This is a genomic window from Mycobacterium sp. IDUB_19, from assembly GCF_055419445.1.
Window position 1 is genome coordinate 1 of the sequence record NZ_JBVAXR010000027.1, and the last position, 16,765, is coordinate 16,765.

1 protein-coding gene (cut by a window edge) is annotated in these 16,765 nt (G+C 65.0%); it reads right to left on the reverse strand.

Going from position 1 to position 16,765, the window contains the following annotated elements; all coding sequences use genetic code 11:
- Positions 1–16,765: part of an HAD-IB family phosphatase coding region (locus ACZY0B_RS19690; protein ID WP_463765893.1), annotated on the reverse strand (this coding region is incomplete at its 3' end). 27,697 nt of the annotated region lie beyond the right edge of the window; the window shows 16,765 of its 44,462 annotated nt.

A 16,765-nucleotide genomic window follows, 5' to 3' on the forward strand; every position in this document is an offset into this window, starting at 1 on the left:
ACCGGCTGCCACACCGCCCCGACCCGCTTGGCCAGCACACGCCGAGTGCTCTTACCCCGCACCGACCACGAGCGCCCATCCGCCGAGACCAGCCCACCCACAATCGACAACCCCTGCCCCACACAATCGGCGCGCGCCCCAGCACCGCGACGGCCCACCCAGATGGGATGGGTGGCCATCGCCAACATCTGCTCATCCCCCGACGAATTACCGTAAGCGTGAACCTCAACATCAGCACGCAGCCCGTGCGCGGCCATCCACGCCGTCAACCGCGCGGCCTTATGCGCCCCCCGAGTCCGTTGACCGCCCACGATCTGCCCGGTCAACATACCGGTGTCGTCGACCTCCAACTCCCCGGCCAACACAGCATCGATACCGAGCTTGTCGGCCAACGGCCGCAGATAGGCCGCGGGCCCCTCCGACACAATGACCACCGCAAAGCCCCGGCTCTTGTACTCCCCAATCTTGTCCACCAACTCGGGTCGGAGGAACTGCGGCAACCGCTCGGCAAACGACTCACCCCACTGCGCATACCGCTGCGCGGGCATGCCCTTAAACAACCGCGCAACCACCTCAAACCCAAACGCACCCCGCCCCCGATTACGCACGCCAACCCCAGCCCCCGCCAAAATCACCCGCGGCCACCCAAACCTCTCCGCCAAAAACATTGGCGGAGCATCAACCTCAGCAAGAGTCCCATCAAAATCAAACGCCGCCACACCCACAAACCCACCCGCGGGAGCGGCTGTGGGCTGCCCGGCCGGACGCTCACTGTCGTCTCTCACGGTAGCCGGCGACTCGACATCCGGCCCGCTGCCGGTATGGTCCTTTTCCCGTTCGGCAGCCATGTGGGTGGTGTTGACGCGGAGCCGTTCTGCCACGTCAATGACCCGTGCCGCTTTGGCACCTTCGACCTTCTCGCGCACGTAATCGGCGATGAACATCTGGATCTGGGCGTCCAGGCCACCCAATGCCTGCACAGCTTTGCCAACCCGAGAACCCGACGACACCTCAACGCTGACATCCGACGGCCGCGGCTCATCAATGTCGATAACCATCAGCAGTGGCTCTTTAGCGCGCGTGGCCGCGCGCAACCCGACCGCACCGCTCACCTTGAAGCTCTGCTGTCCGAACGGCAAAGCGACCTCAAGATCGAAATCCAGCGGAACGCGGATCTCGAAGGTGTTAATCTCACCGACCGTCCGCACAACCAGCGGTCGGCCCACAGTCCCCGTAGCGCTGACCGTGGCGAGATTGCCGGGCCCAACGGCAATCGGACCCATCTCGATACCGCCGGCGGCAATCCCAGCAACACCGTCCGCCACGGCCTCCGGCGTCACCGCGATGTTGAAGAAGTTGCGGCCGAACTCTTCATAACTCAGCCAAGCCGCAGCGGAAGCTGATTCGGTTGCCCCACCGGCACTTTCACCGATTTCGGAGTCAATGGGTCCTTGCCCGAGCAAGGCCATGCTGCCTGCGGGATCGTCGGTCTGGAGCCAACTAACACCGAGATCTCTGAAGTACGTTCGATCGATGTCGTTGTCCGCGGGCCCGCCGATGGTGACGATGCCTTCGGCGGCCGCCCAGCCAACGATATCGGGGAAGCTTCTCAGCGTTTGGGCGTAGTGGGCGAGCCCGTCGACGCCGATCCACTTGGCCAGACCCAAGACGGTAGAAATCTGCTGCTCGGTCGCCATCGGCAGCAGGTTCCATACCATAGGCAAGCTAGTTTGGAGCCGTTGTGCGACGCGACGCACTTCCAACAAGGTGTCCGGGTAGAACGATGTCACCACCGCGCGGGGGTGCTCCGCTGTTGCAGGATTTGCGAGGCCTGCGCCATCCAGCAACCTCACCACTTTGGATTCGACCTCATAAGGTACCCACGGCCGCGGCATGGGTTTGATCTCGACGAACACGGTCGCCGCGTGGCCGGTCCGGGCATGGTGGTCTTTGACCAGTCGCACCGCCTCGTCGAGCGTGAGTATCCCGTCGCCGCCGTAGAGTGACTTCAGCTCGGCCAGCGTCTTGTCGATGACGAGGCCCGCGCCGTCCGAGGTGCGGTCTACCTTCTCGTCGTGGAAGAGGACCACATGTCCATCGTGGGTGAGGCGGACGTCAATTTCGATAGCGTTGGCGCCTTTGTCCAGCGCTGATTGGAGAGCGCCCCGACTGAGTTCAGGGTGAAAGCTGGAGTCCCCGCGGTGGGCCGAAATCCCGATGTGCTGCCGCCACAGGGGGTTGGCGCGCGCGGGCTTCGCTCCGTGCGCTGTCGGCTTGCCGAGTGGTACGCCGGCGATCTTCAGCAGGTCCGTTGGCCAATCGGCGGTGATCGCTGGGGGGCGCAGCGCATATACGCGATCCTCGGCCCCGCCAGTTCGCCAGACCCGAGAGGCAGCCCGGAATGCCGGAAGCTCAGTGTAGAAAGCGCTAGGGGGATCGCTGCCCGGCTTCCCGAACAGGTTCTCAAGTAGCACGCGAACTGAGTGCCCAGGGGCTCCCGGGAGCCCAAATGTCTTTTCCTGCTCGAGCATGGCCCTCACGCCGACCGGCACTGGCGCCGTGACTGGCCCGAGGAACCTCCGCATCCGCTTGACCCACTCGGTCTGCGCTTCCATGCCTTCGCTGCCCACCGTGTTGTCGCCGACGCAAAGGATTACGGCCGCCGACGGCGTCTCCAGTTGGATCCTCTGCAGTAGTGCAAACGCAGGATGGCCGAGGCGATTTACTTGGTCTACCGGCTGCCTGGAGATCAGCCACCCCCGGCTTTTCGCCTTGTAAGGGTGCTCACCGATGCTGAGCAGAAGCCGTCCTTCACCGCCACACGCGTGGGGATCAAAGGCCAACACCAGAGGCTGGTCTAACCCGAGCTCGGCGGCGGCCTCATCCATCTCGGTCAACCCATTCCGGATCCGCTCCAGCCGGTGCCGATACTTGTCGTTTTCCGCGCGGGACAACTCGGCGTCCAGGTAGGCGCGAAGCGCATCGTTACGACCGTTCGGCGGTAAGCCCTCGGCACGCACGACACCGGCGACGGGTACTCCCGCAGCCTCGGCTGCGTCGGCGGTATCGGCAACACTGCCCTGCGCACCCTCGGCGACGGCCGTGACGAGCCCTGAAACCAGCTCTGCCAACCGCGCTTCGTGACGGCTGTTTTCACGACGCAGGGCATTGATCGCCTCGGCGTGCTCAACCAGCGCCCGCAGTTCCTGGTCATCCGGCGTCGCATCACACCAGCCGGCCAACATTCGCAGTTCCAACGAATCTTCGAACAGGCCGCCCAGATACACATCGCGCGAGTCCGCGGCCTGCTCCATCCGCTCATCACATACCTTGTCCGAAATCTGGGATGTAACCCGATCAATGGCCGCCACCAGCTCAATGATCTCAGCGCCCACCGCCGTCAGCCGATCGACTTCGCCACGCCAATAGCCTTGCGCCGCTGCTACTTCCGCTTCGACCTCATCGGAACCAGCCAGCGCCACCCCACAATCGCGCTGCTGCAACGCGGTGCGCAGCGCCTCGTGCAATGCCCCCACCCCGACGACCCGTTGCTCGACGCGAGCCAACGCGTGAACCTGCTCAATCAGCCCATTGAGCTTCGCGAACCGCAGGCAGTTGCGCACCATGGTTTCAACGGCGTGCAAGTTGCGGTACGGAGACGCCTGCAGCTTCTTCATCACCGAATTCACCACCCGCGCGGACACCGTCGCCACATCCGCACGGCCTAACAGCGAACGCATCTGTGGCCCCAGTGCAGACATAACCTCGCGCTCTGCCAAACCGTTAACCACCAACCGGTGCGCTACATCCCGCTGATTCTCCAACTGCGACAACGCCGGACTACCGACGAACAGGCCCGCTGGGCTCTTCCGCAGCTGCGAAGCCCGGTACCGAACACCCCCCCGCACCAGGTCAAGGTCCTGCAAAGTCCGATCACGAAGAGAGGCGAGCTCCACCAGCAAAGCATTCATATTGCCCAGGTCCCCGATGCGGAAGAATTCCGGCAACCTCGCCGGCTGATCGGAATTCGGCGCACCCGCAGGAGGCTCGTCGCCGGGCACGTTGCGGATGCGCTTGTCGGTGGGTAGCCCCGATGAGGCGGGGTGCTCGTCGTAGCGGTGAATCGCGACGAATCCGTCGCCGTGGGGGTTCGCAGTGTTGGGATTGGTGTGCAGCAGCAGCTGGAACGCCGCGTCGGGTTGCCCGAACGGTTGAATCGTCTCCCATTCCTGATACCGCATCGGCCCACCGACCGCCTCGTCGAACACGATCACTTCGTTGCCGACGACCTGCAACACCACCAAGTAGTCATCGCGATCGGGATCCTCGGTATGCAGCACCACCCATGCGGCATCAGCACGCCCACGCCGAGCCAAACGCACCAACCCCGCCGCCGCGGCACGCACCGGACCCGCCGACGCGAACGGATCCAGGCCAGCAATGCCGCGCGGTGGCCCCCGCGGATTCACCGGCAAAAACCTGCCCCCAGCAGTCAGCTGTGCGGTCTCCCAATCGTTTTCACGATCCTCAGGGTCGTACTTCAAATCCCACAGCGCCCCACCCAACTGCCACACGTAGATGGGCGCCCGCGCCAGACAACCGCCCTCACCCGGCACCGGCAGCCCAAACCGCCGCACCCACTGCGGCTCGCGCTCCTGCGAGTCGCCGAACACGTAGTCGACGTCCAGCCCCAGGCCCAACCGCGGATCGCCCTGCAGCACCCAGCGCTGCCGGTCCTCGTCGATGCCGGCCTCGCGTAACACCAACGCGCACAACACCAACTCCGCCTCGCTGGCGCCCTGCCCGCGATGCCACACACTGCCGAATCCCTCCGCCACCGCCTCAATCGGGTTGAGCTCACCATTCGCGCGGAAGCAATAGGAACTTAGCCCCGACCGCTCCCACCGCTCATACCCCTCAAACGACCCATACCGGCACACATAAAAACGCCGCAACGCAACGCGTGCCTTACCCACCGCCCTGTTCTGCCCCGCGAACGCCAGCCCATGACCACCCTCGTGGGCACCGTCCCTGCACATGGAGTCATCGACGGGGCCGCCATGCTGCCCGCCGACCCAGTCGCCCGCCGCTTTATCACGGAGTTCTTCCGGATTCGTTGCGAAGCTTGGGTTAACGGTGATTGTGTGCGTGTACAAAGTCCTGCTGCCGTTGGCTACTTTAATGCCAGGAGTAGCGCTAGCAGTCGCTTCCCCATACGGCCGGAGCCCGAACTTCGTGCGATCAAGATATTCCACCTGCGCCTGCAGAGGCCAAGCATCGCCAGGCGCGTCTACGCCGCTTAGCACATCCAGCAGCGACCCGAAGAACCGTGCCACCAACCCGACATCCAGACCCTCACGGTCGAATCCGACCGTTTTGATGCCCAACGACGAGATTGCCTCGCCCAGCTCGACAAGACTCTGACTTGCCGCCAGGTAAGGGAGCAGGTAAGAGCGACCGCGCCGATCCACCGCCGCCGGGCCACGCTCGCGCAGCAGCGCCGCCCTGGCAGCGGCCGCGTGCAACTCCTCGGCCAGCAAGTCGTAGAGCACCCGCTGCCCGTCGCTGGCGGCTCCGTGCGCCACCGCCATTGCGGCGACCACCACCGCGTTCAGCGGATCCCACGAGGCGCCGCCCTCCCCCCCATCGGGGACCGTGCGATCACGCCAACGCAGATAATCTTGCGGATCCGCGGCGCGACCGCTATGCGCGCGAAGCACCCGATCGGCAAAGATGCTTGGCCGGCTCGCCAGAGAGTGAACCAACCCTTTGATCAATGCCCGGAAGGTAAAAGCCAACACCGGCCGGCCCCCGAACACAGCCGAAAGCAATGGGTAGGCCGGCGAGAATGGCGCGTACCACCGCGCCCGCTGTGACTGCGCGCGTTGATGATTGAGGATGATCGAGTACCCGCCGCCGCCGTACACGTCCACGGACGACATGCGCGGGGCAATTTCGGCAGCGTCGGCCACGCCGGCGTCGATCAATGCCTGCGTCGGATCGCCCACCACTATGCGGGTCACCTGCGTCGCACGGCCATAGGCGCCGAAGAAGTAGTCGACCGCCCTGGCGACGTCACGGGCAGCGTCGATGGGCCAGTCCGGCGCAATCTCGACTGTGACCCAGTCGTACTTGCGCGCCAACCCCGCGACGATCTCAGCAACAGTGTCATAGCCATCCCACTCGGCAAAATCCTCCAACCGAAATGGCCTGAGCTCAACGACGTCGCCAACCCCAGCCGCCGAGTCGGGGTCTATCGCCGAGGCGCCGTCGGATCCAGCGGCGGTGTCGGCTTGCCGGTGATGCATGGTTTTCATCCACCGCCGGATCCGTTCGACCCTGCCCGACCGCAGCAACTGTTCAACCTCTTGCCCGACAGAGGCGCCACGGATCATAAAGCCAGCCGAATCCAGCTTGTCGGCAACGGTTTCCGTCAACGCCGTCATCCGGACCTCACTCAACACCTCCTGAAGGCGTTGCTCGGCTGCCTCAACCAGTTCCCGCGCCCTTACCGCGGTGGTGCTTAACCGACGCTGGGCAATGTCGTCCACAGGCCGCCAGTGTTGGTCGAAGGCCAAATAGTTCAGGAGTGCTTCGATCTGTGTGTCTTCTGCGGGCAGATCCGCCAATGCGGCACGCACGAAGTCCATCAATTCGCGGTCGCTGAGTGCCTTTTCAGTTACCGGCCCGGCGTCCGCGATCACACGATCGGCGAATTCCACCTGCGCGTCCGACCAGCGGCGGCCGGCGGGCACCTCGTCATCGGTGCGCCAGGCGCGCACGTCTGTCACCAATTCGGCCGCACGGCGGCGCAGATCCGGGTATCTGGTTTCGAACTGGACGCGGAGCATGAGCTGGCGCCAGTCGTCGACCGTGTATCCCAACGCCTCGAGCACCAGCCCAGCCAGTTCCACGGACACGGACTTGCCCAGCTCGAGACCGCCGATAGTGTTTGGGTGAACTGGCTTTCCATCCGGTCCGTCCGGTCGGACACGGTCGGCCAGGTCCTTCAGCGCCTTCCAGCCGCGCTCCAGGCGTTTTTCGCGCACCAACCCCCCGAAGAGCTTCTTCACCGGGGGGTGCTCGATCAACACCTGCACTTCCGGTTCCTTGACGAGGTAGTCGAGCACCCGCAGGAGCTCGTCTTGCAGCGCGTCAGCCGGTAACCCCAGCAGCGCCGACACCAGCTGCGCAGCGGTCTCCCACGACGCCGACACCTTGTCCCGCTCGACGAGCGTGACCATGGACGAACTCACGTTGGCCCGCTGGGCCAGTTCCTGCTGCGACCAACCGCGCGCCACCCGGTTCTCGAGCATCCAGATCCCGAGCTTGTGCCGCTGGCCCTGGTATTCGGTCAACGGTTTGACCGGCTGCCTCGGCGTGTTCTCCAGCGCCGCAACACTATTGGAGGACCGGGGCGGACCCAGCGCCGCCTGGAGGAGTTCCTCGGCGTGTTCGACGAGTGCACTGGCGGTGTCCTCCTCATCGATGCCCAACCGGTGGGCAAACTCTGCGACAGGCTGCTTGAGGAACACATGGTCACAGACGATGTCGATCTCGTGTGGCGACAAGCCCGCCAATGCGGTACGCACGAAAGCGATCACGTCGCTGCCGCTAAATGCCTGTGCGCTCACCGGGCCGGTCACAGCGCGCGCGAATGCCACCTGCTGGGTTGACAAGCCCAGGGCCTCGGCCACCACCTCATCGGGAATCTCGGTGAATGCTTCGCCGCAATGCTCTTCACACCAGCTGCGCACCCTGGTGACCAAATCAACAGCATGGTTACGCACACCCGGATACACCTTTTCGACCATGACCGGCAGCACCGCCTCGCGCACCTCACCTACCGAAGACTTCAACCCCGCCTCGATCCAGCGCTCAGCTACCTCCACGGACGGCCTCGTCGAGCCTGCCTCGACATGACTGACCGTCGGTGCACCGATTCCGACACTTTCGGCCACAGTGGCCTGGCTCAAGCCGCGCGCTTCGCGTATCTCGCGCAGCACCTGCCCGACAACCGCCAAGACCTCCTCGTCGGCGATCAACACGCGCCCCGCCGGCAGCGGGGAAAAGTAATCCAGCACCTCGCGCAGCGGCGCACCCGACAACCCCGCCGCCGCCCCCAGCCACCTGGCCGTGTCCCTCGGCGGGTTGCGAGTACCCAGCTCGACGTGGTTGATCTCAGAGTTACTGACGCCGGCCAGGTCCGCCGATTCCTCTTTGGTCCATTCCTGTGACTGGCGCGTATCGCGGTGCCACGCCCCGAAGCCGTTGTGTTCCTTTTTCTTTTCGTCGTATTCTTTGTCGTAGGCGGTCAACGGTTTCACTACCGGCAGCGGGCGGAAATGGTTGAGCACGGTGCGCGCCTTGGGCCCCCAGAGCCCCAACGCCGCGGCCAACCACCCCAACGTAGACCTCGTCGTCCCATCCCGGCCCGATTCGATGTTGCTGATATGCGATTTAGCTACGTGGGCACGTGTGCCCAACTGGGCCTGACTCAAGTCCTGCGACAGGCGTTTCTGGTGCAGCCACTTGCCCAACACTGGGTTACTGGATGCGGCCCGCGCCAAACACCTTTGGAAGACACCCACCGGATCCCCGGTGATGTCCACGCCGCTCAACGCGGCGAATGCCTGCTTGAACACCAGCCCGGTCAGCACATCGGTGATCAGATCGCTGTCGGTGAACAGCGCGCCCATCACCTCGGTGACCGAGTCACGATAGGCCGCCTCAAGGCTGTCCCGCGCCACCCCATCAACAGCCGCCGCCCGCGCCACCAAAGCGCCAATCGTCTCAGCGCTCACCCCCGCGGCCGGCCGATACCCGCCAGCCTCCGCCGGGCCCTGCGGCGCCGACAAACACTCGGCCAACACCCCCGTCAGCGCAGGCGGGTCATCGACCGACACCGACGCCACCATGCCCGAAGCCGCCAACCCCGCCGCCCGCTCATCACCGCGTGCCCCGCCGCGCAGCGCAGCAGCGATCACATCAGCGATACCTCCCGACCCGTCGACCACCACCACCAGCCGACCCGCCGCAATACTGTGCTCCACATCGGCATAAGCCAGCTGATCACCACCAACCAGCACCGTGACCGACGGCGACCCACCCGCCACAAACTTCGCACTACGCGCAATCCACTCCGCCTCAGCCCCCCGCAGATTAGCCGGCAGCACAACACAATCCGTGACATGCGGCCCCACCACCACCGCGTCCACCCCCGGTGATGGCTGCCCGGCTAGCTGCACCCTGTCCGCCGCAACCACACCCACCAACGGCAACGACACCCCCAGCGCCACACCAGCCGCACCCAACAACACCCCCACACCCGCGGCCGTCGCCCCACCCACACCCACCGCATCGTGCTCGACCATCACCGGCACGATCGCCTCGGCACAAAGCACCCGCAACCGATCCATCCCAGCGTCATCAAAACCACCCACACCACCAGCCACCACCACCGTCGACCGCGGCCCATCACCACGCACCCCAGCCAACGCCACAGGCAAATCCGACACCTTCGAAACCCGCACAACCCTTGCCGCTCCAGCCGTTTCGCCGCCGGCCCTTCGTGGAGTTGCCAGAATCTCGGCGGCATCAGCGGTGGACAAGAACGGCCCGTGGTCGAGGTTCACCTCGTCGCCGTCGTCGCCGTCGTGGCGTTGGCCTATTCGGGAGCGGGGTCCGGCGCGCGGCGTGTCGGTGTCGCGGTCGATGCGTTCTTGGGCGCTGCCATCGTTGTTGTACTGCAACGCGTGCACAGCCCGACTGCCCGCACTGAGCTGGGCCAGACGCCGTTGCGCTTGCGCGCCAAGGTATTCCACCGACTCCATGGTGGGTCGGCCACGCTCATCAACACCACCAGAGGGAACCAGTTCATGAACCGCAAGCTCCGGCTTGCCGGTGTCTTCGCTACGCCCGTGCCTCGCAGTGATCACATGAGTGTTGACCGCCCACTGTTGCTCGTCTTCAGACATGCCACCGCGAAGGGCGGCGTTCTCAAAAGCCAACAACACCACACCCACGGCGGCGTGGTCATCGGCGTTGGCGACAAGACCATCAGCAACCGCTATAACAGCCGCTTCCCGGTCGACAGCCACCTGACCGGTGGCGCTGATTTCCACCCAGTTGGTGTGACCACGCTGCGCCAGCCCACGACCCCCAAAACCCATAACCGCCCGCACCGCAACGTCATCGGCGTCATCGGGCAACTCGATCGGCGAACACCCCGCCTTGCGCAAAAGCCACTCATCGACATAAATCAGCTCGTTGAGCCCACACAACCGGTTATCAATCATGAAGCCCTCAGGGAAAAGCTCCAAGAACCGCGACAAGAACGGCCCGAGCAGATCATCTACACGCGTGCCGGTCACCCCACGCGGCGCAAACCACACCGTGGCCGCATCACGCACCACCTCATCCCGCTTCTGCTCCAACCACTGCTCGGGAGTCAACTCCGGCCGACCCGACAAATCGGATGTAGCATCGATTTTCGGGTCGTCATTGCCCACGGCCCCATCGGCGGTAGCGAGGAAAGACCCCTCGACGCGAGCAACACCCGAGTCCGCAAAGTAGGGCCCCAGCTTGTCGCCGAGCGTGTCGAACAGATCCGCGGGATCCGGCAACGGCTGGTCATTCACGCCCACAGCACGCAAGACCACGACAGGTCGGCCCTGCTCCTGGTCAAAGTAACTGATCATCCGCAGCGTGCCGACCCGTTGACCGCCACGCGAGATCGTGGCGAACAACTCGATACCGTCTCCACCGACAAAAACGGGGTCAACCCAAACCGTGTGGAAGTCGACGAAGTACTGCCCGTAGCGACCCGACAGACCATGTACAAGCCTCCGGACGAGCGGATCCTCTTCGTCGGCGGGGGCCAGCAGCAAGACCTCAGCCAGTGTGGGGGCATCGTCGAGGTTCACCTCGCCCTCGGTACCGTGTCCACCATCCGCGTCATCGTCGCGGTCCTCGGCGGAATGCCCCTCGGCCTGTTCGTCAGCCACGCCGACCCCGCCGGTGTCGCGCGATGCGCCCGGGGCGCCGCCGTCGCCGGGGCCATCGCGGTTCACGTCCTCACCGCTGGACCCGCTATCGTCGTCGGGTCGCTCGATGTCTTCCAGGGTCAGCATGCCGCCGAGGTCGAGGTCGATGGTGAGTTGCCGTAGCCGGATTTCGGTGCCGACGGGCAAGTTGTCCATGCCCAACAAGACGTCCACCGGAGACAGGGCCACGATTATCACCTGACCAGGGTCGCCATCCAGATAACCTGCCCGCGAATTGATTTCGGTAGCACCCACCGACGCGATCACCTCGGCCGCGACCGCCGATTCGACCTGTGCACTCAACTCACCAACCCGCTCCTCGGCCTGGGTCAACAGCTGGCTCACGTTGGGGAATTGCTCACCAAAGCGCTCCAGGCTCTCAGAATGTGCTTGCAGCCAATCCAGTTCGGCCTGTTTGTGCGACTCCTCTGCAAACGCGTCCCACAACTCGACCATCTGCTGCCGCTGAGCCCAAAGTGCGCGCGCCCAGTTCGCGTCGAGCATCATGATGTCGTTCAGGCCCGCGTCCAACACCATCCGCTGCACCACACCGGACAGATGCCGACGTTCGCGCTCAGCAGCGGTGAGCTGGACAACCAGACGACGCGTGCGCGGATCGTCGGGAACGTACTCACGCTCAACGTCACGACGCAAGAAAAGGTCCAACACCATCCGGTGTAACGAATAGGCCGGATGCCTCACAGCTGCCGGCGGATCGGTCATCACCCGAACGAACGCGTTCACGACAACCTCAGGAGCAAGGGATCTTTCGCGGCCCGTCACGCCGGATTCACCAAGCCACTCGAGCCACTCGGAGTAGCTCAGCACCATTCCCTCGACCTGGTGGCCGGCATGAACCTCGGCCAGTTTGTCGACGACGCCCTCGAATTCCCTGCGATGCCCCGCCACGACTTTAAGCGCCACCGCCGCATGGATCGCCGCAGCGACGTCGTGCCCGGTCGGATCGACAGTGAGGGACGTGACGAAAACAGGCTCACCCGACCCACGATTCGTCACCCTCACCGTCACGGGCGAACCATCCCGCGTAGGACCGAACGAAATATTCTCGATCCCCCACGCGATACCGTGGTGACGCAGGCCCTCGACCGCCGCCACAACGTCGGCGAACACGGTGTCGGAGGCCTCATTGGCACCAACGACCTCGATCCCCGCATCCTGCAGCCGCTTCTGCGCCGCGGCCCGCCGCCACTCCGCTCGCACCCGCGTCGCCGCGAGTCGCGTGTACCAGTCGACGAGCTGCTCGGCCTGTTCTCGCTCCTCCCAGAACAACTCTTTTTCCAACAACTCCAGCACCCCGCGCTGCAGATCATCCAAGGTCGCCGGTTCGCCCACCACACCCCGATCGGCCAGCACCCCCGTTAATTTGGCGGACAGCTCCTCGGCGGACAGCTCCTCGGCGGACAGCCCCCCGGCGCCCAAACCGTTCAACCACCGCCTAAAGATCCGCTGTTCGGTAGAGACCAACAGATACGTCGTCACCGCAAAGCGGAGGTCGGCGAACTCCCCGCGGCGTTTCGCGGCCCGACGCACCTCCATGCGCGCCAGCTCGCCCAGCAGCCTCGCCGGTGACGAAACCGCCCCATCGACATCGATCCCGCCGACATCGATCGACAGCTCACGTAGCAACGCCGCCAGCCAGGATCCCACCTCCTCCATAAGTCGCCCGGCGTCGGCCAACGCCTCTTCGACGAACTCGCGTTCGGAAAGTGGGTCGCCGGATTCGCCTGAACCTGCGGCGCCGGCGGGTTGCCCGTCCCGGCCTTCCGCACCCGAGGGCTCCTCGGTAGTACGGATCGGCTTGTCGGGCTGGGTAGCGGGGTCGACCTCGGGCAGCGGATCACGATCCCCTTCCGCGAGCGCGGCTTCGGTGGGCGCGGTTTCTGCTGAAGCCGTTGAGGCAGCATCGCCGTCTGGGAGCACACTCCCCTGTGCGTCGGCGGTGGCAGCGCCGTCGAGGCGCGCTTGCAACGTGTCTGGATGGGGGCGATATTCGCCGTTTATAAGACGGGAAAGTTCGATGGCGCCGTCCGGCCGATGAAGGAAGATGGTTTTAATGCCGGATCTGATGTAGTAAGGCAATAATTTCGCGTTCAGCGCCCCAAGCGCCTCGCCCAGATTCTCCTCGTAGTGATGAGCTTCCAGGTTCCCATCACTGTCCCAGCGGAATTCCCGTGCGACATCGCCGATGAAGCTGCGGGGATGGGTGAGCAGTTCGTGTCGGTCATTGGCGAGCGGCCCCTGAAGGACCACGACATCGTCCTCGGCATAACCGAATAGCAAGAAGCGGATGTCCCCGCTATAGCCGGACAGGTCCTCGCCGGCCTGTTTGGCTTTGTCCAGGCGACCGAACAGGTCGGCCAATGTCTCGGCCAAGTTGGGGTTTACCTGACGGCGGCCCCGGGGACCAACGCGGCGATAGTCGCCAAGATCCTGGGGGGACTCTTCGTCACCCTCTTCGCCCTCCCCGCCAGCGCCGGCATCATCACCTCCACCGCCACCGTCGCGGCGACCGCCACCCCGGCCCGACCCGTCGTCAGGCGCTGGAGCTTGATCCGGGATGTCACCGTCGCTGGCGTCGCCGCGGGTTTCGTGCGAGCCTCGCTCCTCTGAACCCGTATCGCCGTGCTCGTCGCTGGGCGGCTGGGGGTACTCGTCGGTGCCCGAGTCGAAACCCGGTGGGTTGCTGGGCCGGCGTATACCCGCCGAGCCGGGGTCCTCGGGGTCGTCGGGCGCGTCGATCGGATCAACACCTGAGCGCTCGAAGTAAGGCCTTAACGTGTCCGCGAGCACCCGGTAGAGCCGGTCGGATACTGGTCCCCCCGCGATACCCTCGACCCGCAGCGACACCACCGGTCGGCGGCGCTGCTCGTCAAAGGCAGCGTGGATGCGCACCGTGCCCAGCAGCACACCGTCGCGCCGGATCGCTCCGAACAATTCGGCGCCGTCCGCACTCATATCGTGAGGGTCCGCCCACTCACCGCAGAACTGGACCAAGTAGGCGTGGTAGCGGCCCGACAAATCGTCGCCGAGCTGCTTCACCATCAACTCCCCGCTGTACCAGTTGGCGGGGGCCCGCAAGAAGACCTCGTCGAGCGTGCTCGCGTGGTCGATGTTGACCTCGCGGGTGGGCACGTCCTGCCACCGATACCACTGGCGCGATCCCTGCTGCGGCTCACCGGCAGCAAGCACGCCCCCCACCGTGTCGGTAATTTCGCGGTTGGCCAGAAACGGCCCGTCAACGTGATGAAAATCCGAGCGCTCAAAGTAAGGCCGTAGCGTGCCGCCAAGCACCCGGTAGAGCCGGGCACGGTCTGCTACCGGTTCACCGCCGACACCTTCGACCCACAGCCACAGCAAAGGTCGGCGCTGGTCATCGACGTGAGAGCTAATGCGCACCGTGCCCAGCAGCTCACCGTCTCGCCAGATCGAACCGGACAACTCGACGCTTTCGTCCCCCCAAAAACCGCCGAATTGCACCAAGTAGTCCTGGTAGCGGCCCGACAAATCGTGAGCGAGCCACGGAATCAACCAGCACTCTGCACCTGGATCGGCGGCCGCCAAAAACAAGACCTCAGTCAGTGCGCTGGCGTGCTCGACGTTGACCTCTCGGGTGCGCACGTCCTGCCAGCGATACCATTCGCGCGATCCCTGCTCGGACCCACCGGCAGCGGGCAGGCCCCCCTTGAGACGAACGTTCGAGCGCTCCAAGTAGGGCCGTAGCGTGTCCCCGAGCACGCGGTAGATCTGGGCAAGGTCCGGTATCGGTTCTGCGCGGATATTTTCGACCCACAGCGACACCACTGGCCGGCGCAGCTCGTCAAGGTCTGCACTGATGCGCACGTCGCCCAGGTACGCCCCGTGCGAGATCGCACCGTACAACTCGATGCCAGACTCCCCCCAGGCACCGCCGAAATGCACCAAGTAGTCCAGGTAGCGGCCCGACAAATCATCGGCAAGCAGCGGAATCAACCAATCCTTTGCGCCTGGATCGGTGTCCGCTTGCAAAAAGATCTCGGTCAGGGAGCTGGCGTAATCGACGTTGACCTCGCGAGTGTGCACATCCTGCCACCGATACCAGGCGCGCGAGCCCTCATCAGGTTCACCGGCGGCTGGGAGGGCCCCCACCGTGTCGGCGGTTTCCGCGGTGGCCAACAACGACCCGTCGACGTGATAAACATTCGAACGCTCCAAGTAGGGCCGTAGCGTGTCCCCGAGCACTCGGTAGAGCTCGGCACGGTCCGCTACCGGTTCACCGCCGATACCTTCAACCCACAGGAACACCACTAGCCGGCCCTGCTCGTCGAGGTTAGCGCCGATGCGCACCGCGCCCAGCTGCGCCCCGTCTCGCCAAACCTCACCCGACAACTCGACGCCGACGTACTGGTCCATCCATAAACCGCGGAACTGGACCACGTTGTCCTGGTAGCGGCCCGACAAATCGTCGGCAAGCAGCTGGATCAACAAATACTTTGCGCCTGGATCGGCGGCAATCCGCAAGAAGACCTCGTCTAGCGTGCTGGCGTGCCCGACGTTCACCTCGCGGGTGGGCACGTCCTGCCACCGATACCACGCGCGCGAGCCCTGCTCGGGCTCACCGGCTGCGGGCGAGCCTCCGACCGTGTCGGTGGTTTCGTCGGTGGCCAGGAACGGCCCGTCGACGTAACAAACGTTCGAGCGCTCCAAGTAGGGCCGTAGCGCTTCCCCGAGCACCCGGTAGAGCTGGGCGCGGTCCGCTACCGGTTCACGCTCGATGCCGTCGAGCCAAAGCAACACCACTGGCCGGCGCTGCTCGTCGAAGCGAGCGCGTATCCACAACGTGCCCAGCTGCACCCCGCCTCGCCAGATCGCACCCCACAACTCGACGCCGGGGTGCTTCCAATTACCTTCGAACTGAACCTCGTACTCCCGGTAGCGCCCCGACAAATCGTGGCCAAGTTGCCCAGCAATCGACGGCCCGCTGAACGGGTTGGCGATAGCCTGCCCGATGACCTCGGTCAGCGTGATGGCGTGCTCGATATCCAACGGCGGCAGCTCCCAGTCAGGGGCCCCTTCCGCGGACCCACCGCCAGCGGGGGGGAACTCCTGCTCCCAGTGGTGGAAGTCATCGCCCTCAGGGCCCTCGCCCGCACCGTCGTCGTCGCTACGGCCCGGGGGATCGCCAGCACCGCTACCGTCACCTGGCCCCACCCCACGGCCAGCACCACCGCGGCCACTGCCGTCGGCAGCCCCCCCGCCGGCCATGCCGGGCTCTGGGGTGTTGTGGCCGTCGCTGCTGTTGTCTTTCGCAGACGCCCCGCCGCTACCGTCGCCGCCACGATCATTGGCCCCGGCTTCACCTGGCCCGTCGTCCCACTCGGCGAAGTCCTCAGGCCTCGAGTCGGGCATGTCGTCGAGTCCACCCGCCGATCCGCGCTCCCCGGCCGCGGCGAGTGTTCGGTCTGCAGGCGCAGCGCCCGGCTCGGCTCCGGTGTTGAACTGTCGGTCGGGCACGGTGCCACCCGCCGACACCGACTCGGTTCCCGGGAACGCGTTTTCGGGCGGTTCGGCGGCCGAGCCGTTGTCGCCCGACCAGCGGGCGGAGATATCTGCCATGCGATAGCGGAACGTCTTCTCGATCAGCTCGCGCGCCAGATCAGCGGCGCGCCAAAGCAACCCACGGCGCAACACGTCGATCAGCGTGTCCGAGATCGCACCGGCAG